We start from the raw sequence: 21,703 nt of genomic DNA on the forward strand, positions 1-21,703 counted from the left end.
GCACCAGAAAAATCTCTGGTTTCGAGCTTGGCTGGCACCTAAGCGTCTTGCGGCCTCGCGGCCAAATTGGCAATCCTTTTCAGGCGATGACGTGGCAAAAACCGAAAACAGCTCAATGGCCCCTCAGGTTCAGCCCCCCATTCACGCGGCTAAGCCGGTCGGTCGCCAATTTAAATGCCTGCCGACGGCCGATTCGCACGGCGAGTCACGCCTTCGTGCTGGCTCGCCGCAGGATCAGATTGCCGCCGGGATTGAGGCATCAATCGTTCGACCGCAGCAAATCGTTAGACCGCAGGAAGTGGAGTGATTCTTGAAAGATCAGACATTGCAGGTTAGCCCAGGACCAACCGATCGCAGTGTGCGGACAACCAGTGGGCAAGTCTTGCAGGTGCCCGATGGTTGGCAGTTGTTGCCTCCCGGTGACGCTGGCTTAACGAGACGCGTCAAAGCCGCTGGACCCACCTGGACGGTCAAGGTCAAAAAAGGAAGACGCACCTTTTCACAGGGTGTGTGGGCCGATGCCAGGACCATCAGCAATGCCCAGCAAGCGATTGTCGCCCAGCGTGAATCGCCTGCGTATCAAAAGCGGCGTCAGTCGGAGTTAGCGCGGCGGGAAAAGAAACAGACTCAATACGTTGACGAGTTTCGCCAGGAAGTGATCAAGTTCTTGCGTTTCGATGCGCGCTATCAAGAACTGGCCGAATCGATGGGCACATTGGTCGCGGTGCATGCAACGCCGGTCGGCAGCGGGACCGTTGCGCGGACCGAGCGCATTCCAATCGAACGCCGCGCCGAGGCTGCCGTGATCGCTTGGATGCGGCACCAAACCACTGCCTACGATTCACTGAAGATCGCCAGAGTCAAAGGTGAACGTCGGCAAGTTCGTCGACAGCTGGCGGAGCACTCTAGAAAGTTGCTGCATCGCTATCGCAAGGGGGATCCCATTGACCCGCAGCAGTGTGTGTTGGCGATCGCTGTGGCCAGTGCGCTGCGGAAACAGCGCACGGACGCGTGATGGTCAACTGGCCGATCAAGCCAAGCAGCGCTGGCGGTGGTTATTCGGCAAGGCTGTTTTCGGCGAATTCCAGCGAAGCAATCGCCTGATCGATCGCGACGGATTGGCGAGTGCGATTAAGGAAGAAGTTGACTTCCTGATAGCCCGCCGCTTTCAAGATTTCCATGGCCGTAATGTAGCCGTCCCCGACTCGATGAGGGACGTGTGCGTCGGCTCCTAAGGTGACAGGGATCCCTCGCGATCGCATCTCCTCCAGCATCGCTGGATAAGGATTCATTTCAGAGATGGTTTTCAGGATGCCACTGGTGTTCAGTTCCATCGCGACTCCCGTTTTGGCAATCCGATCCAAGGCGGGGCGAATCACGTCCAGGATCGAGACGGGATCCCAAGCCTCGGCGGTGAAGTTCTTGATCAGGTCTGGGTGGGCCAGTGAATCAAACAGCCCGGTCTCCGCGCTCTTGGCGAGCATCTCGAAATAGATCTTTTGAACTTCCAGCAAGTCATCTTGCCAATGTTTGCGGCGGAACTCTGGAATCTGGGGGTGCACCGAGCCGAGGACAAAATGAAATGCTGCGCTGTTGAGCTGTTTCTCAAGGTACGCCTCGAATCCTTCCACATAGTCGGCTTCCAGGCCCAGTCGCACATCGACTTGGCCGGCAAATTGGTCCGTCGTTTTAGCGACCAAGTCAACGTATTGATCGAATTCGGACTCCGCCATGCGGACTGCTGCTGAATATCCATCCGGCAGCGGGTTGTGGCAAGTCACGTGCATCCCTTTCAGGCCTCGCTGGTGAGCGACCGTCGCGTACTCGTCCGGCCAGCCTTCGGCATGTTTGCAAAGCGGGGTGTGGCTATGTGATTCGAATAAGACGGCTGGTTGATTCACAGTGCGGTTCCAGGTGTGATGAAAATGTGACGGAGTCTAGCGGAGCGGTTGGTTAGCGCTGTTCGTACCAGGTTTCCAGGGCTTGCACGACTTGGTCTCGACCGCGCTGGCTGGTCCAGAGCGATTCATCTGCTTCGAGTCGAACTTCATATTCGCCTTCGCATTCACATTCCGGATTGCCGCAGAAGTGCGGCAAATCTGCGACCCAAATCACGCGTGCCAGGGGAACATGCTTGTCGTCGATTACTACCAGAGGTGAAGCCATTGTCTTGTGCCTGCGTGCCGTGGGGGAATCGTTGGCGGTTAGCGGTCTAAGCGGAACGTCCCAGGTGGAATGGGGCGTCCCCTGAACGTCAGGGATCGTCTGAAGGCCGTTTGACTAAGCAGACTCTGCGAAGTCTGCTGGAAGCGTCAATTGGGAACCACCACCGATTCAGGGTCTGATGTGGATTTTTCAACACTCTTCATCCTTGCAGCGCGGACTGGCCGCTGGCAACGCCGATTTCGCTGGTTGATGTTCACGCGGCTAGTTATGATTGGGGACTCGCACACTTCATCCTTGCTAAGAGTTCTTTCCCGTGATGCTTTCATCCTCTGTTTCGGCCATGCTGCGTGCCGGTTTGTTTGGTTTCCTTGCTTTGACTGGCGTGGTGAGTGATGTCGCTGCGCAAACGCTGCCCGCTGACGTGAACAAGGCCGCGCTTCAATCAGCGACTGCGCGGGGCAATCTGGACCACAGTTTGGCCCGATTCTCGGCCGGAGAGAAGGCGACGGTTGCTTTCATGGGCGGTTCGATCACCGAAATGAATGGCTATCGCCCCATGGTGATGCAGGATTTGCAGACCCGATTCCCCGACACGGAGTTTCAATTCGTCAACGCCGGAATTGCCTCCACCTGCTCACATACTGGTGCTTTCCGTTTGCCAACCGACGTGTTGGCTTTCAAACCGGATTTGTTGCTGGTCGAGTTCGCCGTCAATGATGATCAGGACGCGGGGCATTCGTTTGCCGAAGCGCTGCGAGGGATGGAAGGCGTGGTCCGATCGGCAAAGACGCAGTTACCCGAGATGGATCTGGTGATGGTTCATTTTGTCAATCAAGGCATGCTCGGTTTGGTACAAAAAGACCAAGTGCCGACCAGCATCGCGGCTCACGAAACCGTGGCGGATCATTATGGCGTTTCAACCTGTAATGTTGCGGTCGAATTGGCCAAGCGAATTGAATCCGGTGAATCGTCTTGGAAGACTTACGGCGGCGTTCATCCACAGGCTCCCGGCAATCGAATCGCTGCAGATTTAGTGGCCAAGGTTATGGACCAGCATGGTTATCCTGAGCTGAAAACGCCTTCTTCGCCAAAGGTTCACGTTGCCAGTCAGGCCGGTGACTCCAAGCAATTGCCCGCTGCGATTGATCCGTCAAGTTACGCCAGTGGCCGGTTCTTGCCAGCCAATCAGGTTGAATTGGGGACAGGGTGGAGCCTGCTGCAGCCGAACTGGTCGCAGATTGCGGGTGGCTTTCGAGATCGTTATGGCATGCAGAAGCTATTTGTGGCCGACAGCGCCGGTGCCGAGCTGGCGTTTTCTTTTACAGGAACCGCGGTTGGCCTGTTCGTATTGGCCGGTCCTGACGCCGGTGCCGTTGAAGTCTCTGTTGACGGAAAGCCTTGGAAGCGTGTGGAGCTCTACCATCGCTTTAGCCGTGGATTGCACTACCCACGCACGATCGTGTTGCAGTCAGGGTTGCCGCATCAGAAGCACGACGTGAAGCTGCGTGTCGCAGCGGAAAGTCATCCCAGCAGCAAAGGTCAGGCAGTCCGTGTGCTGCATTTCACCGCGTCATGACTCAAGTTGCCGTCATGACTCAAGTTGCGCCGGCCAGTACAAGCATGACCGAACTGCGGGCCTGTACTCGCCGCGGGGGAGCATGCTTGGCGCCCATACCTAGAGGCTCCAGCACGGGTGGACGCTAGGCGGATTGGTAAAGGGGGCCCTTTCTTTTCGGGCCACCGATCATTGGTTCGCTCATGTGCACGAACGTCGATTCAAGGCGTCGATCAGTTGCTCTCTGGCCTGCCCCTGGCACAGCAACACACGTTGGTCGATCAAGCAAAGGCTCTGTTCCAGCTCTTGGCAGTTCGGCAAGTCGCCCCAGCGGTCACAGCGGCGTTGGCTGCTGCGGTGCATCGATCGGTAGCCTGGCCCGGCAGGGATCCCAAGTTCGCGCAGCTGATCCATCACCTCAGTTCGTGATTCGCATTGCAGCGCAAGTTTGTACTGTGTGAACGCTGATTGGCTTTGCAGCGGAGATCGCTTTTCGGTTGCGCCTGCGATCCAAGGCACCTGTTCAATCAATTGCCTAGTGCAGTGGTTGCGGATTTGGTTGCAATCATCAAGCCGGGGCAGTTGAGCATTGAGGGCGGCGGCTGGCAATTCGCCGATCGGCAGAGCGTCGCTGGGGCGGTCTAGCAGCCGCGACCAGGTTGCGGCAATGGCTGCATCGCTGCTCAGCAGGGCGCCACCGCTGCCGGCGGTGAGCGGTTTGTTGCCTCCGAAACTGAAGACACCGCAATCGCCCCATGAACCGGCGGGCTTGCCGGCGATCGTCATACCGGGCACTTGGCAGGCGTCTTCGATCAGCCGCCAGCCCTTTTCCTGGCAGATTGCAGCGATGGATTGAATCTCTGCTGGAATGCCATACAGGTGGCTGACCAGGACTGCAGCGAGTTCCTCGGCAGGGACCTCGCGTAGGGGGGCGGGGGCGAGCGAGAAGTTGTGTGTTGCGGCATCAATCAGGAGCGGTCGAAACCCGGCGAGTTCGATCGCACGAAAGTTGCCTGGGTAATCGTATCCGCACAGGGCAACTCGGCTGCCAGTTGGCAAGCCCAGGCTACGGAGTGACGTTTCCACGCCAATGGAGCCGCTGCTCATGAGTCGGCAGCTTTCGGTCCCGGCCCGTTTGGCCAGGTTGCCAGCGAGTTGTTCCGCAGCGGGCCCCCGGTAGTCCGCCCAGTGTTGGCTAGACAGGCAATCTAGGACAGCTTGTTGAATCTCGGGCCATTGCGGAGGCCAGGCGGGGAGCGGGAGGCTGGCGGTGGTGTTCAATGAAAATGGCTCAAATGAGTTCCGGAGGAGAAAACTTTTTTCAATCTTTCCCAGGCAGATCCTCCTGGCGTTTTCAGGTGGCGCCGGACTGCCAGCGATTTGCGTTCGTCGTTCCACGCGGTCGGTTCACGAGCTGGCAAGCGAGGTGTTGGCCGGCGATTTGACCCTGGAATTGCGAGAAAACTCTATTGAAACCTAGTTGGGCTCGCCGGAGGCCCGGCAAAGAAGCCTTTGGTGGATGCAGTGCTGAGGAATGGTTTTAGCATTTCAGCGAGAGGTTGGCAGGCTGAAGAGGGCTGGTTTTGGGCGATGCGGGGGCAAAAGGTTGTTGTGGAAGCAGCAGGCTGGGCTTGTGGGGTGGTGGGGCCTTCCATATCATCCCACCTTGCATTTTTCTCGTCCGAGAGCGCAATTTTCCCCCGATCCGCAATCTTTCGATTGTTGGGGCGTTCCGTGGTGGGGTTTGTCTGTGGCCTTTGCAGGTCGCACACAGCCGGCCAAGGATTGCATCCACCCCTCCTTATTTTGAGCACTTACCTGTGATCTCTGGTTCGTTTTCAAGCGTACTGTATCGCTTTCCCATCGGCAATCTTTTGCTAATCGCTCAAGAAGACGCTGGGCAGGTCGCTGAAAATGGCGGAGGCGAAGTTGCTGCTGATGCACCGTTTTGGTTGCAGATGGTCAGCCAGCCGATGTTCCCTATCGGTGTGTTGTTGATGCTGTTTTACTTTTTGGTGATGGCGCCTGAAAAGCGTCGCCGGGCTGAAGAGGCGAAACGCTTAGCGGGAATCAAAAAGAACGATCCGGTGGTCACCTCTGGTGGCCTGCATGGCACCGTTGTCAGTGCACCGAGCGGAAGCGATGTGATCACGATTCGCTTGGATGACAAAGGGGAATTGAAGGTCAAGGTAAGCCGTTGGGCATTGACATCAGCGGTGGACAAGAAGAAACAAGAACCAGATAAACAATCTGAGTAGCGTCGATCAGCTCGCTGAGCCACCTGGTTGTGGATCAGCTCGCCGAGCGTGACTCAGTCGATTGATCAATACACAATGGCTTGACGCCATTTTCGCACCACAGACTACGATTTCGACAAACATGGACTGCATTTCATTCGTCGACATGCTGGCCGATTGCAACGTTTTGCTCGGCTTGATGGGAACTTGGCTTCCCGAATCGACTTCCGCCTTGCTGGCACAGGCCGCTGCCTCTGAGGTTGCCGCTGAGGTTGCTTCGGAGGACTCTGGGCTTTCAGCATCCGTAGACAAATGGCTATTTATTTTAGGCGCTTTTGCTGTCTTCGTCGCCCCCTTCTACTTGGGTGGCTTGTTGGCCAAGCGGATGAAGATGCCCACTCACGGCGTCCGTCTCGGCTTGATTCTGGTCGCTGTGACGGTCAGTGTCGCCGTGCTGGCCAGTAAGTTGCCCGGTCTGGGTGTTGACTTGGTCGGTGGGACGATTCTGCAGTACGAAATCGACCCGGGCAAGCGAACCCTGGATGATGAAGGCCAGTTGGTCAATGCCGACAAACTGGTTGAGCCACTGACCAAGCGGATCAACCCCAGCGGTACCAGCGAAATTGTTGTTCGAGCTTACGGTGACACTCAGGTTGAAATCATCATCCCTGAGAAAAATCAACGTGAAGTAGCGATCATCGAAGACATTATCTCCAAGGCGGGGATTCTGCAGTTCGCTATCGTTGCCAATGGCGTGGATCACCAGGAACTGATCGATGTCGCAACGGATCGCGCAGGCGAAGTCGCGTTAAGCGTCAAGATGCAGGAGGAGTTCACTGACAGTGACGGACGCACGATCGGCAAATGGGTCGTCTTGGACCGTGAAGTCAAGGCTGTTGACGGCATTCGCCCGTTGCGTCTTGAGATTTCTGGAGCAACTCTGCGAAATGCCGACAACGGTGATTTGGTGGCTCCGCCAAGTGGTGATCCCGTCGAAGTCGCTAAGTGGATGGAGCAAAACGAGATTTCGGATCTGGAAATCTTGATGGTGATCAATCCCAACGCGGACGTCACCGGTGAGGATTTGGCATTTGCACGTGCTGGATACAGTGCCAGCGGTGCACCGGCGGTCAACTTTACCATGAACAGCGTTGGTAGCCGCAAATTTGGCTACTTGACCGGCGAAAACCTGCCCGACGGAGATCGTCGCCGCCGGTTGGGCATCGTGATGGACGATCGCCTTTTGTCGGCACCAACAATTAATTCACGCATTGACAGCAACGGTGAAATCACCGGTTCGTTTACGACCGAAGAAGTTCAGTCGCTGGTCAATGTCTTGCAAGCCGGTAAGCTGCCTTCTGCACTGAGCAAGCAGCCCATCGCGCGGAACCAGATTGACGCCACTTTGGGTGCCGACACGATTAGCAAGGGTGTCTGGGCGATCGGAGTTTCGCTGGGCTTGGTCTTACTCTTCATCCTGTTCTACTATCGCTTTGCTGGTTTGGTTGCCTGCACCGCGTTGGTTTTGAACCTGGCAATGATTTTGGCCACCATGGTGCTGATCAACCAACCGTTGACACTGCCTGGTTTGGCTGGTCTGGTCCTGACCGTTGGTATGTCCGTTGACGCCAACGTGTTGATTTTTGAGCGGATTCGCGAAGAACTCTCAAAAGGTGCCAAAGACCGAATGGCCATCCGAAATGGCTTTGGCAAGGCGAGCATCACGATTATTGATGCAAACTTGACAACCATGTTTACGGCGATCGTTTTGTACGCGATCGGTACTGACCAGATTCGCGGTTTTGCAGTGACCTTGATCTTGGGCATCCTGTTTTCGATGTTCACCGCAATCTACATGTCGCGAACCCTGTTCGACATGGCCGAGCGATTCGGCAAGTTGTCCTTGGGAATGTCTGATGGCGTCAACAAGCTTCGTGATGTGATCTCAGCCGGCGGCACCGTTGACTTCATTGGCAAAGCCAAGATCACGATGGTGATTTCGCTGCTGTTGATCATCGCTGGCGTCGCTTCCTTGGCGGCCCGAGGAAAGGGCATCCTGGACATCGATTTCGTCGGAGGTTCGTCGATTCAGTTCCGCTTGGCCGAGCCGAGTGACAATGAAACCGTTCGGAACTTGATCAAAGATGGGATCGGAGAGTTCGAGGATGCGAAAGTCCAGACCACCACAACTGGCGTGACCATTGAAGGCACCGACGCGAACACCGTCTTCAAAGTGGATTCCTCGCTGACTAGCGACATTGAATTACAAGATCGTTTGGTCAAAATCTTCGAAGCCTCTTCGGAGTGTAACTTGGTGACCTATTCAGTCACCGTTACGACTCCCGAAGCTGACAGCTCTGCATTGCCGACCGACAACAACGGCATCGCTTTGGTTGCCGTGCAAGATGAAGCTGCTGAAGAGACCGTGACGACTGATGAGACCGAAGCTGCGGCCGATGACTCGACCGACGCCGAGGGGACTGGCGAAGCCAGCGAGGAAGCCTCTGTGCAAGCTGCTCAAAGCACTGTGCGAACCATCAGTTTCTCTGTCGATGGCGATGATTCTGATGCTGCGGTCAATGCCAGCACTCTGATCGAGGAACTCAAGCGAGCTTCTGAAGATGCAGAGGTCGCGCTGGTCGAGAATGCGATTGTGCTGTCACCGACCGGTGAAGGTGCGGCGGACTGGAAGATTGGTTCAGAGGTCCCCTTTGCAACCTGGCAAATGGAAATTCCTTTGGACGCTGCCAGTGCGGACAAGGTGCTCGGTCAAGTTTCAAAGACGCTTGGCAGTGAGCCCGTTTGGATGAGTAGCAGTCAGATCGGTGGCCGTGTTGCCGGGCAAATGCAAAGCCGAGCGAGCGTGGCGTTGTTCGCCAGTTTGCTGGTCATCATTTTGTACATCTGGTTCCGATTCCAGCGTGTCGTCTACGGCTTGGCGGCTGTGGTTGCTTTGATTCACGACGTTTTGATTACCCTGGGTGCGATTGCAATCAGTTTCTACGTCGCCGACTACTTGGGCTTCTTGCAGATCGACCAGTTCAAAATCAGCCTGACCGTTGTGGCTGCTCTGTTGACCATCATCGGATACTCGCTCAACGACACGATTGTTGTCTTCGACCGGATTCGTGAAACCAAAGGCAAAGCAGCCAAGCTGACTGCTGAAATGGTCAATCACAGCATCAATCAGACGCTCAGCCGAACTTTGCTGACATCGTTAACAACGTTGATCGTTGTCGTGCTGCTGTACTTCTTCGGTGGCGAGGGCATTCACGCCTTTGCCTTCGCGTTGGTCGTCGGCGTCATGGTTGGTACTTACAGTTCGATCTTTGTGGCCAGCCCCGTGTTGCTGTGGTTGCTCAATCGCGAAGACCGCAAGGCAGCCAAAGCTTAAACGGCAGCCAACTGTTGATCCAAATGCCGAGCACTGTGATGCGTTCACACAGTGCTCGGCTTTTTTTGTGCCCGTTTGGTGGCGTGATGACGTTGCCGTGTGGTTCGCTGGCCGTGACTCGATTGGTGATTGAGCAATCTCTTGGCAACGATGACCGGCGAGAATCCATCTTCGCAAATCATGGAGATCGCAGCGAAAGAGCGGCGGATCGCCAGCGGAGTTCGCAATTTCAAGAGCTTCTTGTGGATCGAGATCGTTGCAGTCTTCAGTCACTGCGGCCATTTGGAGTCTCATCTCGCCGGTGTCGCTAGGTTCGACAAATTTGCCGAACTCCTGGCGAAATCTTCATCGATCACGCGGCCCCGCTGCTTTGCCGAGTAGAATGATTCACTCAGCGCCTGCCTCATTTATCTGACTCGTTGACCTCTTGTTTTATTGAAATCGCATGCACTCATCCGTTGTTTCGAATTCGTTGTGTCGGTTCAGGCTGGTCTCAGCCGCCACGCTGGTGCCGGTTGCCGCATTCGCCCTGGCCCTGACATTGCTTGGCACTCCACCCACAGCCCTGGCGCAGCAAGCTGCCGTCAAGATGGTTGCCACCGAGGCCGCTTTGTCCCCGTTGGCCAAAGGGCTGAAACAGGACATGGAGTATTTGGCTTCGGATGAACTGAAGGGTCGCAGTGCGATCGATCCAGCCATTTTGCAGGCGCGTGACTACTTGGTCAAACGCATGAGCGAGATCGGATTGCAAATGGACAGTGTCGATGGCACCCCACTGCAGCCGGTGACGATCGCCACGCCAAGCCGAATCGATGATCCCACAAAGAACACCTGTCAGTTGACGGTGGGCGAAACCGTCGTTGAACTTGAGGTCGGAGATGGTTTTACGCCTCTGATCTTGGGAGTTCCAAAGCAGAAAGTCACAGGGCCGTTGGCGTTCGTCGGTTATGGCGTCACTTCATTAGATCCCCCGTACGATGATTACGCTGGTCTGGATGTCAAAGGCGCGATCGTCATGATGATCCGTAAAGAGCCCGGTCCCAATGATGCCAACAGCCCGTTTGACGGCAAGAAAAACACTTCAAATGCTTTCTTCGCTAGCAAGGTGAAGAACGCGATTGCCCATGGTGCTGCGGCTGTGATTTTGGTGAACGATCAAGCCAGTATCGACGAATTGATCAAGGTGCAGGAGCGACGCATCGGTCAGGAACAGGGCCGCATTGCTGGATTGGAGAAGGCATTGGCAGCTTCTGACGTTGAAAACCCTAACGGCAAGCAGCGTCAGCTAAAACGATCACAGCAGATGCTCAAGTCGCTGCAAGGTGGCATTCAGGCATCGCGACGAGGTTTGCTGGCGATTGATGCTGCTGGCAGTCCGGATGGAGAAAGCCGAGTGATTCCCGTGATCTCGGTTGCTCGTGACATCGTCTCTGACTTGCTCAAAGCCGCCGGGCAGCAATCCGTTGCCGAGCTGGAGGGGCAGATCAACCGTACCTACAAGCCCAGCAGCGTGATGTTGGCCAATTCTGAGGCCACCGTTTCGGTTGACCTGACGAATCCGTCCTTTACCAGCGAAAACGTCATCGGGCGTTTGCCTGGTAAAGGTGATTTGGCTGATGAAATTGTCGTTGTCGGAGCTCATTACGATCACGTTGGGATGGGAGGCACGGGCTCCTTGGCGCCCGGAACAATCGCCGTGCACAACGGTGCCGACGACAACGCCAGCGGGACCGTCACGATGCTGGGGACCGCAACCAACCTGACAGACATGCTGCAAGAGGTGGCATCACACCGGACCGTTTTGTTCATTGGGTTTACCGGCGAAGAACGCGGTCTGTTGGGCAGCAAGCACTACGTCAAAAACCCCGTGCTGCCGATCGAAAAGACCAGTTCGATGCTAAACCTGGACATGGTCGGGCGTTTGAAAGACAACGAACTGTACGTCTACGGCGTGGGCACATCACCGTCTTGGAAGCAACTGATTCAGCGTGCCAACGCTGAGTTTGGGTTCAAGTTGATCGAGGAAAGCGGCGGCTATGGTCCCAGTGACCACGATTCGTTCACACGCAGCAGCGTGCCAGTGCTGTTTTATTTCACTGGATTGCACAATGACTATCATCGCCCATCTGATGATTTTGACAAAATCGATTTTGGTGACCTGGCCCGCATAACCGATATGGTTTCTAAGGCAGCGTTTGAAATGGTAACCATGCCCCAACGTCCCAGCTTTGCCCAGACACCCAAGGGTGTTCAGATTCGCAAGCAACGGATGGTTTATTTGGGGGTTCAGCTATCAAGCGATGCTCCTCCAGTCACCGTCGTGTCGGTTCTTCCTGGCAGTCCTGCAGCAAAAGCGGGATTAGAAAAGGGAGATCAAATACAGAAGATCGGCAAGGCGGTGATCACAACAAACAACGACTTGCAATCCTGGGTGCGAGCTCGTTCACCGCAAGAGAACTTTGAGATCACAGTTCTTCGCGAGGGACAGCAGCAGCGGATTTCTGGAAAGCTTGAAAAACGCCCGGATTAGTGGTGCGATTCATCTTTACTCGGCAATCCACGGTTGGCACAATCCTGCAACTCTGACGGCTGACCAAGGTAAGCTTTGGTGAGCGGTCAGTGAAACGGAAGCGGGGGCGATGGCCTGATGTCAGGGCAGTCGAATTACAACCCAATCCAAGACGGATGATTCCGTCGTGATTTACCTGACAGTGTGCACGCATGGAAGTGCGACTCAATACGCAAGGAGAGCGAAAGTGCGAACCGTTTATCGTCGAATTTGTGGGTATGGCATCATCTTGGCCACGTTGTTGGTGCCTTCGATCGTAGCAAACCAGGCCCACGCGCAAAATAAAGATCCACACCGTGTGGCGGTCATTGACATTGGTTACATCTTTGAAAACAACGCCAAAATCAAAACCGAGTTGTCCAACTTGGAAACTGAGATGAAGGCCTTTGACGCACAGCTCGGCACGCGTCGCGACACGTTGAAGACAGAAGCGGCCAAGTTGAAGGGCTTGAAAGTTGGTTCTCCTGAGTACACCTCAAAGGAAAACGAGCTGGCCTCGATGGACACCAAGCTTCGTTTGGACATCACACGTGCTCGTAAAGAGTTTGCTGAAAAGCAAGCCAAGGTGTACTACAACAACTACGCTTTGATCTCTGATGTCGTCAAACGCATCGCTGAGTTCAACAAGATCAACATGGTCTTGCGTTACAACAGCGAAGAGATGGATCTGGCCAACCCCCAGAGCGTGATGATGGGTGTCATGAAGCCGATCGTCTACTACGACGCACAGATCGACTTGACCAAGCCTGTCATGCAATACCTTGAGCAAATGAATGCTCAAGTGGCTGGTCGACCAGCTGCTGGTACGGCTAAGTAAGACGTTTAGCGGATCAGCCTTGCGAGAGACAAAGAATTGAGCGACTGCCTGCGGTTTGCGCGGCAGTCGCATCTTTGTTTGCTGGCTGTCATCAGTGCCTCTTTCTGTAGAAGCACTGATTGGGGAATCGAACGCGTTTCAACGGAGTGACTGGTTGTGATACACGCGCGCCATCAACACACGATTGCATCTGAATGTGAATTATCGGGCATCGGATATTGGTCGGCGAAGCGTGTTTCGGTGGTCATGCACCCTGCCCCGGTGAATACGGGGATCGTGTTGGTGCGAAGCGACTTGCCCAGCAGGCCAACGTGTTTGGCGCATGTCAGCAATCGAACGGATGCTCGATTGCGAACGAATCTAAATGACGGTGCCGCTTCGTTCGAAATGATCGAACACTTGCTGGCCGCCCTCTATGCTTTGGAAATCGACAATTGCTTAGTCGAGATTGATTCTTGGGAGCTGCCTGGACTTGATGGCAGCAGTCAGCCCTATGTGGATGTGCTTTCGAGAGCGGGGTTGATCATTCAAGCTCAGCTCAAGCAGCGCTTGGTCATCGATCAAGTGATTACCTTGCGAGAAGGCGACACTTGGATCACGGCGTCCCCCAGTGCCAATGGGGAGAGTCATTTTGCTTATCAACTTGCCTTTGATAAAGCCGGTCCGATTTGCAATCAAAGCCACGGCATGAATTGTTCGCCGGGGCAGTTTACGCGTGAGCTCTGTGATGCACGAACGTTTGTGACCGAACAGCAAGCGCAGCAGTTGCACGCCTCAGGTGTGGCCAATCACGTGGGCTATCACGAGCTGTTGGTTTTCGGTGACGAGGGGCCAATTGACAATGAGTTGCGTTATCGCAACGAATGCGCTCGACACAAAACATTGGATTTAATTGGTGACCTTGCCTTGGTCGGAGTGGAGCTGATTGGGAAATTTGTTTCTCATCGCGGCGGTCATCACCTCAATGGAAAAATGGCCAAGGCCTTATGGGACCTTGCCGCTCAGACACGCTCGGCGCCAGCACTCTTGCGCAAGCGAGCTTAGTCCGCGTTACACGCGGCACACTGGGTGCATTTGCACATTGGGCTCAATGGGCCAGTGTGTTGAGTCACACAGGAAATGGTCGGCGAGGGGTTGGAAGAGAATTTGACTTGCCGGCAAATTTTCCTGGAAACTCCTCTCGATTCCAAACCACTGCTTTCGCTACCGTTGATGCACAGCATGAACTGGCGCAAGCGGCCAGGTTGATTGCTTACGATTGATGGAGTCTGGCAGCGTTGAAAAATGGATTGGAAACGCTGCAATCGCGTTGCGATTGACATTCAATCGGTCGGCAGTTGCTGAGGCCCAGCCAAGTTGGCAATTCAGCAACATTTTTCCCGTCATTATTCGATTGCGAAACGGAATGATATGAGTGTTCAAATCGCTCAAACAGCGATTGTGGATCCGCGAGCCACGATTGGGGATGGAGTCAAGATCGGGCACTACAGTGTCATTGGTCCCGATGTGGAGATTGGTGCTAACACGCGCATTGACGAACATTGTGTGTTTACGGGCCAAGTCTCTGTCGGTCCCGACAACCGATTTTATGCAGGGTGTGTGATCGGCGGCGATCCTCAGGATACCAGCTATCAAAACACCCCTGCTCAGGTTGTCATTGGGCAAAACAATATTTTTCGCGAGCACTGCACCGTCAATCGCGGGACGGAAAAAGAAGATCGCATCACCGTGGTTGGTGATGACAACTTCTTTATGACCAACGTGCACATTGCTCACGATTGTAAAGTCGGCAACCGGATTGTGATTGCCAACAACGGAATGTTGGGCGGTCATGTGAAGGTCTTCGATGACGTCATCTTTGCTGGTGGCGTTGGTGTGTCGCACTATGCAACGGTCGGCAGCCTTAGTTTTGTCAGTGCGATGAGCCGTGTGCTGCACGATGTGCCACCGTTCACCATTGTCGATGGGCAGCCCACTCGGCCACGCGCGGTCAACACCATTGGGCTCAAACGCCATGGCTTTGACGCCCATGCGATCAAAGCGGTCACCCGGGCGTTCCGCTTGCTCTATCGAGCACGCGTTGGGGTTGAAAAAGCTCGCGAGGAAATCTTTAGCACCGGCCCCGTGCATCCTTCCGTCAAGTACCTCTTTGACTGTGTTGACACGTCCTGCAGTGGACGCGCGGGACGCGGTCAAGATCAACGCAATCAACAACAGAAGAAAAAAGCAGCATGAGTTCACTACGCGTTGCCGTTATCGGTGCTGGGCACCTCGGACGAATCCATAGCAAACTCTTGGCCAGCGTTGATGGCGCCAAGTTGGTTGCGATTGCTGATCCCATCGAGCCTGCTCGCAAGCAGGCAGCGGAAATGTTCGATGTGGATGTGTACGAAGATTACCGTGATTGCATCGACCAGATCGATGCCGCAGTGATCGCTGCACCCACGGACAGTCACGCTGAGATCGCGACCGATCTATTGCTGGCTGGAAAACACTTGTTGGTTGAAAAGCCGTTGGCAATCTCGGCTGACGAAGCGAACAAACTGGCCATGCTGGCGCAGTCTCATCGGCTGACCTTGCAGGTGGGGCATGTCGAACGATTCAATCCCGCGTTCACCGCTCTGGGTGATGTGGCGGTCGAACCAAAGTACGTCGAAGCTGTTCGTGCTTCGCGGTTTCCCGGTCGTTGTTTGGATGTTGGCGTCGTGATGGATTTGATGATCCACGATATCGATCTGGTCTGTGCCATGACCGATGCCAACGTGACTCACATCGCTGCTAGCGGTTTGGCCGTTGTCAGTGACCATGAGGATTTGGCTGAAGCACGTCTCGAATTCGAGTGCGGCTTGGTCGCTAATCTCAAGGCCTCGCGAATCAGTCCCTCACCTGCGCGAAGCATGCAGGTTTACGGCCCCGGTGGTTTCGCTGACGTCGATTTTTCCGGTCCCTCTCTGTCACGCGTGTGTCCCAGTGGCGACATCGTTCATCGCACCTTCCAGCTGGACGCCGAAACCGATCAGCCTCTCGGTTACGCGGACACGCTGTTCGAGCGACATCTTGCCGAGGCGACGTCTGAACTCGAACCTCGTAATGCAATCCTCGAAGAATTGCACGACTTCGTGATCAGTGTGCAGTCCGGTAGCATGCCAACCGTTGATGGGTTTGCCGGAGCTCGTGCTGTCACGGTTGCCGAGCAAATCTTGGATGCGATCAAGCAGCGTCAGTGGTACGCCGATGCGTCCCCTCTGGAATCGGGCGCTTTGGCATCCGTGCGATCACGGATCGAAGAATCCAGCCGCCTAAGACGGGCTGCCTAAGACGGGCTGCCTAAGACGGGCTAACGACTCTTGCTCAAAGCCTCCTGCGAATGCACTAGCGTCTGTGGCGCTAGCCAGCGGTCTTTCAACGCGGCCCTCGCTCGACAATTTGCCCTCGAACACATCGTGGCTGGTCGGGGGCTCGTTCCCCGTTTTCTTTCACGTCCGTGGAACCCACGAAAAAATCCCCACCACCGCTTTCGCAGTGATGGGGACGTTGAGATCGCTATCGGCGTGCGACTTAGAATCGCATTTGCATTTGCGTCCAGAAGAAGTCTGCGTCACCGTTGAACGCGACGTTCGGCGTGTCTTTGTAGTAGTCGCCCGCGTTGAAGTGCGAGTAACCCAAGGCAATCGTCGTACGTGGATTCAGGATACAGGTGAACATCAGATCGAGTTCGCTACCCAAGTCCTTCGATGCAGCTGGAGACGTCGAGTTGTAGGGCTGCATCGTCACACCGTAGGGAGTGGTCGCTTGATCGAGGAAGAAGTAGTGGTACCAGAGCAAGGCTTTGAAGCGTGGCCCGATGTTGGTCATGAACTGGAAGTTCACGTCGTTGATGTTTCGGCGACCGAACAAATCCATGAAGCCCAAGTACTTGTGAGCCAATGGGAACAGGTGATCGAAGCTATCATCGCCGCGATTGGCGGGGAAGTCTTCGCCACCAGAGGCCCAGTCGTACCACATCCAAACCGTTGGATTCCATTCGCCACAGCGAGTGCACAGTGACAATTTGCGTCCAATCCCGCCGGTGAAGAAGCCAGCGGTGCGGTTGCCACCGATCGATGGGGCGTTCTCACCAAACTGGACGCCACCTTCAACTTCGTACAAGTTGCCATGAGCGCCGGTGCCGTAAACACGTCCACCGATGGTCTGGTAGTCAAAGTCAGCAGCGTCGTTGTTCAGGCCCAGGTAGTAAGCTTCCAGGTTTCCGATTGCAGTCTCGCCGCGGGCTCCGTAGATGCCCCAGAACTGAACGTCTCGGTTGGTCGAGTCAATTCCTTTGACGTCCAACTGCATGGGGTTCAAAATGAACGAATCGACGGTCCAGTTGTCGCCCTTGTACGTTCCGCGAAGACCGTCGAAGGTACGGCGGGTGTTCGCCCAGTCCAGTGGTGAAACCAAACGTTGGTTGCCAAGCAAGATTTCTTGACGGCCACCACGCAGGTTAAGCGAGTCGGTCAGCTGAACATCGATAAACATGTTCTGCATTTCCCGATTCTCTTCAATCGGGCGGGGGTTGAATGTTTCCGATCCAGAGTCGGCGTACAACCATTCACCGTACCAACGAATGTTTTCGGTGAGGTGGACGTTGGCGTACATGCGATAACGAGTCAACCAGAACTCATCGCTGCGGCCGGTCAGTCCCAGGCCGCGCATGTTCTGCTCACGGTGGTATCGAACACGAGCTTCACCACCGACGTCAACCGTTCCACAGTGCAGGCCTTTGAGGCCCTCGCCGAACAGAGGGGCTCCCGAGTAGCAAGGGTCATTCAGGTAGCTGAAATCGTTTGCATAAAAGACGCCTTTGAAGGCGCCCTTCATTGCCGCGGTCGCTGCTTCCTTTTTCTTCTTCGTGCAGCAACAGGCTCCATTGCAGGTGCAAGGAGCGGGGCTAACGACTGGAGATTCAACAACCGCCGGAGCGGCAACTTCATCGCTCGGAGAAGGTTGTGGAACGGCGACTTCTGCCACATCGCCTTCCTGTGGCAACACAGCGACGTTGTTGCTTGCTAGGGCCACCGCATCTCGCGATTGGGAGACGCTGAATTCAACCGCTGTGGTCTGGACCAGACGACTGAATTGGCTGTCTTCAGCAGTGGCTGTTTGCCAACCGATCAGCGTTAGCGGCATCAGCGCTGCCAAACGGATGGCGTAGAAATGACTTGATGGCATGTGTTTGTTTATCCTTCCAATGGATATGAGGGGTACTGCTGTGGGGCAGGTAAAGAGTTTGCCCTGTGTCGTGATAGCCTGGGAAACGACAACCGCTTTGGCAGTGGGGCAAGCTCCCGTGCCTTGTCGTCTGGAGCCCTGTTGACTTGAAGCAAATCAAAAAGTGGGCCATTCCGGCGCAGTCGACCCGCAGCGGTCATCGGCGTGTCGCACGGGCATCTTGACCGGAGGCGTCGTGCTCCGACTCGGTTGCCTAATCGTTAAAGAGAGCCATTCGTGAAAGATGGGGATGGACCGTCCACCCTCGTCTCAAGGGTTGAATGGACGTCTGGGGGATCGACTCGTCGGTCGACTTTCGGGGCTCTTAAGACCCATTCAAAGGGAGGTGTTGTCGGTCTCCCTCTGCGTGAAAGTCATGCAGGTCATCGGCTGAAATGTCAATGGAACAGGCACCTGACCAGGAACGCCTGGTCGCGAGCGAGATTTCGTGCAACTTGGCAACGGGGGAGTTCCCTCGCCTAATCGGCCTTTAATGGGTGCCTGGAGCCTGGTTGAAGGGGGCTTGTGCCAAATCAGCACTTTGCGGAACGGTAGTTGCCCTGAACAATAATCAAAACTCTCAATCCGATGCCAAAGACATTGGCATCGGGGACATGAGGCGGTTTTTGATCAGAACATTTTAGAAGACTTGCATTCATGGCGGTGACTTTAGGTCTGTTTCATCGATCTCTGCGCACGTTGTCAGCGCCGAACGGATATTTTCTAGGACTATTGTGTTGTGCAAACAGTGATTCAGATGAGTCCATCGCCAAAGCGACGTGAAGTCCGCCGCATGGTTCGGTCGGGTCAAGTTTTGTTTTCTTTTCTGGGGCTCTTCCTTGCCGCCGTCGTTCTCGGTGGATGTTCTTCGTCAAAGATCTCAGTGGAGGATTTGGAGAAGGCGGCTGCTGAACTCGATGAAATGTCAGGCGAAGCCGCAGAGGGCGGTAGCGATCAGGTCATCTTGGATTTGGAAAAGACGGATCTTCAGTTTGGGTTTATCAAACTCACCGACTGTGCCCCTTTGGTGATCGCCAAAGAGAAAGGGTTCTTTGACGACGAAGGTTTGAACGTCAAGGTTGAAGCTCAGTCCAACTGGCGCGACCTGTTGAACCGAGTGATCAGCGGCGAATTGGACGGTGCACACATGCTGGCCGGTCAGCCAATTGGGGCGTCGATTGGCGTTGGTGCAAGCGCTCCTATCGTGACCGCTTACAGCTTGGACTACAACGGAAACGGAATCACTGTCAGTAATGAAGTTTGGGCCAAGATGCAGGAAGTTGATCCCGCGCTGAAGTCGCCAACTCCTAAGCACCCCATTGTTGCAGACAGCCTGAAGCCGGTTGTTGCAGAGTACAAGGCTGCGAAAGGACGTCCGTTCCCAATGGGAATGGTTTTCCCCGTCAGTACTCACAACTATGAGATTCGCTACTGGTTGGCTTCGGCTGGTATTCACCCTGGTATGTACACCGGTGAAGACGATGCGAAAGGCGTGGTTGATGCTGAGGTTGAGCTCAGCGTGACGCCTCCACCACAGATGCCGAAAACGCTCGAGGGTGGAACCATCTTTGGATACTGCGTCGGCGAGCCTTGGAACCAAGTCGCCGTTGCAACCGGAATCGGTGTTCCGGTCACGACGAACTACGACATTTGGAATAACAATCCAGAAAAGGTCTTTGGTGTTTCCAAAGAATGGGCTGACAAGCATCCCAATACTCACTTGGCTGTCGTCAAGGCGCTGATCCGAGCCGGTAAGTGGTTGGACGCGAAAGATGAGAAAGGTGAATTCCTGAACCGCATTGAAGCGGCCAAGATTCTTAGCGATGCCAGGTACGTTGGTGCAGAGGAAGACGTGATCGCCAACAGCATGACGGGAACGTTTATCTTCCAGAAAACCGACGTGCGTAGCATGCCTGAGTTCAATGTCTTCTTCGAAGGCTACGCCAGTTATCCGCACTACAGTGACTGTATTTGGTTCTTGACTCAAATGCGTCGCTGGGGACAGATCGGCGAGAGCAAGCCAGCGAGCTGGTACGCCGAAAAAGCCAAAGAGATCTACAAGCCTGAGATTTATCGTCAGGCTGCCGAGATGCTGATCAGCGAAGGCAAGCTTGAGGAAACCGATTTGCCTAAGGCTGGTTATGACGGCTATCGCGAGCCCACCGATGCATTCATCGACGGCAACGCATATGACGCCAAGGATCCTATCGGTTACATCAACAGCTTTGCGATCGGCAACAAGGAAGCAGCTGAACTTGAAAAGCAATAAGTCCTCCTCGCGGGGGATTGAATTCAGGATCTGTCAACATTGTTGATAGATGTCTGGCCGCGACATCAATTGGGGCAGGTGAGGCTCCGGTGCACTCACCTGGCCCAGTCGTTGGCGCGGGAGCATCGCTTGGCTTGGGAAGGATGTCCATCCTTCTCGGTCGGCGAATGTGACGAAAGAAATGAGAGGAGCGCGAAGTGGCATGCGAGGCAGGCATGTGAGCGTTCAAGCAGTTTGGCAAGGCGTTGATGGGCCGTGTTTGCCGGGCTGGAAGGAAATGATAGGCGATACAAAAGAGGCATAAAGGAAATGAATTGGCGCGCAGTAGGTTTGAAATTTTGTAAAGTGGCGGGACTCCCGATCTTGGAGCCCTTCGTGCGGCTCGTCGCGGGAGAGGATCCCAAAGAACAGCTCAAGGAAATTGCCAAGTACATCCTTGTTCCCGCGTTGGCGATTGCGGTGTTTCTAGGTTTCTGGGGATTGGCTTCCAAGCACATCGTTGCCAACAGTGTTTCGTTGCCCGGTCCGGTCAAGACCTTCTCTGAAGGCGGCAAACTGATCAGTGCTCACTTCGATCAAAAGCGATTGGATGCAGAGGCTCGTCGAGAAAAGAAAATCGAAGCCGTTCAGCTCATGCAGAAATCTGCGGCAGCTGAGAAAAAGGCTCAGACGGTGTCCGGCCAGCAAAAAGAGATGCTGTTGGCCAACGCGGCCGTGTTGAAGAAACGAGCTGTAGCGGCTGCCAACTACAGGCCTTCGAGTGCCCCATCGTTTATCGATCAGATCTTCAACTCGCTGAAAACCGTTGCGTTCGGTTTTATCATCGCCACCTTGATCGCGGTTCCGCTGGGCGTGTTGTGTGGAATGAGCCCCTGGTTCAATGCTGCCATCACTCCGCTGATTCAGGTCTTTAAGCCTGTTAGCCCACTGGCTTGGTTGCCCTTGGCGATGCTGGTCATTCTGTCGCTCTCTAGCAGCGGCGAGCCCTGGTTGCCGATCGCTTTCTTGACATCGGCGATCACAGTTTGCCTGTGTTCGTTGTGGCCCACATTGGTCAACACAACGTTGGGTGTGGCCAGCGTGGATCAGGATTACATGAATGTCGCCAAGGTGTTGCGTCTGTCTTGGTCGCAGCAGCTTTACAAAATTATCTTGCCAGCAAGCTTGCCGTTAATGTTCGCTGGCATGCGAATCAGCCTGGGGGTTGGATGGATGGTCCTGATCGCCGCTGACATGTTGGCTCAGAACCCGGGGCTGGGAAAGTTTGTTTGGGATGAATATCAGAACAACAGTCAGGTCGCCATCGCACGCATCGCGTTTAGCGTGATTGTGATTGTGATTGGATTGATTGGACTGTTCCTCGATCGCATCATGATTTGCTTGCGAAACCTTGTCAGCTTTGGCAATCCACAAACCGCCTAGTCACCAGGTCAGGAAAGAGCA

Annotated in this window: 16 protein-coding genes; 12 read left to right on the forward strand and 4 right to left on the reverse strand. The window is 54.8% G+C overall.

Annotated features, from left to right (window positions below; genetic code table 11):
* Positions 1-310: 310 nt before the first annotated feature.
* A complete protein-coding gene (locus tag SV7mr_RS05500) occupies positions 311-1,015 on the forward strand; it encodes a DUF2293 domain-containing protein (RefSeq protein WP_145269948.1) in 705 nt (234 codons plus the stop codon).
* 40 nt (positions 1,016-1,055) lie between these two features.
* Here the strand turns inward: SV7mr_RS05500 and SV7mr_RS05505 are convergent, their stop codons facing one another.
* The gene (locus SV7mr_RS05505) at positions 1,056-1,901 is read right to left on the reverse strand and encodes a histidinol-phosphatase (RefSeq protein ID WP_145269950.1); all 846 of its coding nucleotides are present in this window, start codon (positions 1,899-1,901) and stop codon (positions 1,056-1,058) included.
* Positions 1,902-1,953: 52 nt separating this feature from the next.
* Positions 1,954-2,166, reverse strand: a complete 213-nt coding sequence (locus SV7mr_RS05510; protein WP_145269953.1) for a hypothetical protein — start codon at positions 2,164-2,166, stop codon at positions 1,954-1,956.
* A gap of 316 nt (positions 2,167-2,482) precedes the next feature.
* On the opposite strand from SV7mr_RS05510, the gene SV7mr_RS05515 reads away from it, so the two are divergent.
* Positions 2,483-3,742 (forward strand): SGNH/GDSL hydrolase family protein, encoded by a 1,260-nt coding sequence (locus SV7mr_RS05515; RefSeq protein ID WP_419188138.1) that lies wholly within the window; start codon positions 2,483-2,485, stop codon positions 3,740-3,742.
* Positions 3,743-3,922: 180 nt separating this feature from the next.
* Here the strand turns inward: SV7mr_RS05515 and SV7mr_RS05520 are convergent, their stop codons facing one another.
* Positions 3,923-5,002, reverse strand: a complete 1,080-nt coding sequence (locus SV7mr_RS05520) for a DegT/DnrJ/EryC1/StrS family aminotransferase (protein WP_419188139.1) — start codon at positions 5,000-5,002, stop codon at positions 3,923-3,925.
* A gap of 539 nt (positions 5,003-5,541) precedes the next feature.
* Between SV7mr_RS05520 and yajC the strand changes: the two genes are divergently transcribed.
* The 8 genes from yajC (at position 5,542) to SV7mr_RS05560 (ending at position 16,055) form a co-directional block, all read left to right on the forward strand.
* Complete coding sequence (yajC, locus tag SV7mr_RS05525) at positions 5,542-5,979, forward strand: preprotein translocase subunit YajC (RefSeq protein WP_145269959.1); 438 nt, start codon at positions 5,542-5,544, stop codon at positions 5,977-5,979.
* Positions 5,980-6,100: 121 nt separating this feature from the next.
* Entirely contained in the window at positions 6,101-9,352 is a 3,252-nt protein-coding gene (gene secD, locus SV7mr_RS05530) for a protein translocase subunit SecD (RefSeq protein WP_419188140.1), read from the forward strand.
* 129 nt (positions 9,353-9,481) lie between these two features.
* Positions 9,482-9,733 (forward strand): hypothetical protein, encoded by a 252-nt coding sequence (locus SV7mr_RS05535; protein ID WP_145269961.1) that lies wholly within the window; start codon positions 9,482-9,484, stop codon positions 9,731-9,733.
* Between the two features lie 64 nt (positions 9,734-9,797).
* The gene (locus SV7mr_RS05540) at positions 9,798-11,882 is read left to right on the forward strand and encodes a M28 family peptidase (protein ID WP_145269963.1); all 2,085 of its coding nucleotides are present in this window, start codon (positions 9,798-9,800) and stop codon (positions 11,880-11,882) included.
* 226 nt (positions 11,883-12,108) lie between these two features.
* On the forward strand, positions 12,109-12,738 hold the full coding sequence (locus tag SV7mr_RS05545) for an OmpH/Skp family outer membrane protein (RefSeq protein WP_419188141.1): 630 nt from the start codon (positions 12,109-12,111) through the stop codon (positions 12,736-12,738).
* Positions 12,739-12,894: 156 nt separating this feature from the next.
* On the forward strand, positions 12,895-13,782 hold the full coding sequence (gene lpxC, locus SV7mr_RS05550) for a UDP-3-O-acyl-N-acetylglucosamine deacetylase (RefSeq protein ID WP_145269966.1): 888 nt from the start codon (positions 12,895-12,897) through the stop codon (positions 13,780-13,782).
* Positions 13,783-14,148: 366 nt separating this feature from the next.
* Entirely contained in the window at positions 14,149-14,973 is an 825-nt protein-coding gene (gene lpxA, locus SV7mr_RS05555; RefSeq protein WP_145269967.1) for an acyl-ACP--UDP-N-acetylglucosamine O-acyltransferase, read from the forward strand.
* Positions 14,970-16,055, forward strand: a complete 1,086-nt coding sequence (locus tag SV7mr_RS05560) for a Gfo/Idh/MocA family oxidoreductase (RefSeq protein WP_145269969.1) — start codon at positions 14,970-14,972, stop codon at positions 16,053-16,055. Before lpxA ends, SV7mr_RS05560 begins: the two co-directional genes overlap by 4 nt.
* Positions 16,056-16,296: 241 nt before the next feature.
* On the opposite strand, the gene SV7mr_RS05565 is transcribed toward SV7mr_RS05560, so the two are convergent.
* Positions 16,297-17,952: an alginate export family protein gene (locus tag SV7mr_RS05565; RefSeq protein WP_419188142.1), complete on the reverse strand. Its 1,656-nt coding sequence runs from the start codon at positions 17,950-17,952 to the stop codon at positions 16,297-16,299.
* Between the two features lie 832 nt (positions 17,953-18,784).
* Between SV7mr_RS05565 and SV7mr_RS05570 the strand changes: the two genes are divergently transcribed.
* Positions 18,785-20,260, forward strand: coding sequence for a CmpA/NrtA family ABC transporter substrate-binding protein (locus SV7mr_RS05570; RefSeq protein WP_419188449.1), 1,476 nt, complete (start codon positions 18,785-18,787; stop codon positions 20,258-20,260).
* 375 nt (positions 20,261-20,635) lie between these two features.
* Positions 20,636-21,682: an ABC transporter permease gene (locus tag SV7mr_RS05575; RefSeq protein ID WP_473163675.1), complete on the forward strand. Its 1,047-nt coding sequence runs from the start codon at positions 20,636-20,638 to the stop codon at positions 21,680-21,682.
* Positions 21,683-21,703 lie beyond the last annotated feature (21 nt).

Origin of the sequence: Stieleria bergensis, from assembly GCA_007745635.1 — a bacterium.
Lineage (GTDB): Bacteria > Planctomycetota > Planctomycetia > Pirellulales > Pirellulaceae > Stieleria > Stieleria bergensis.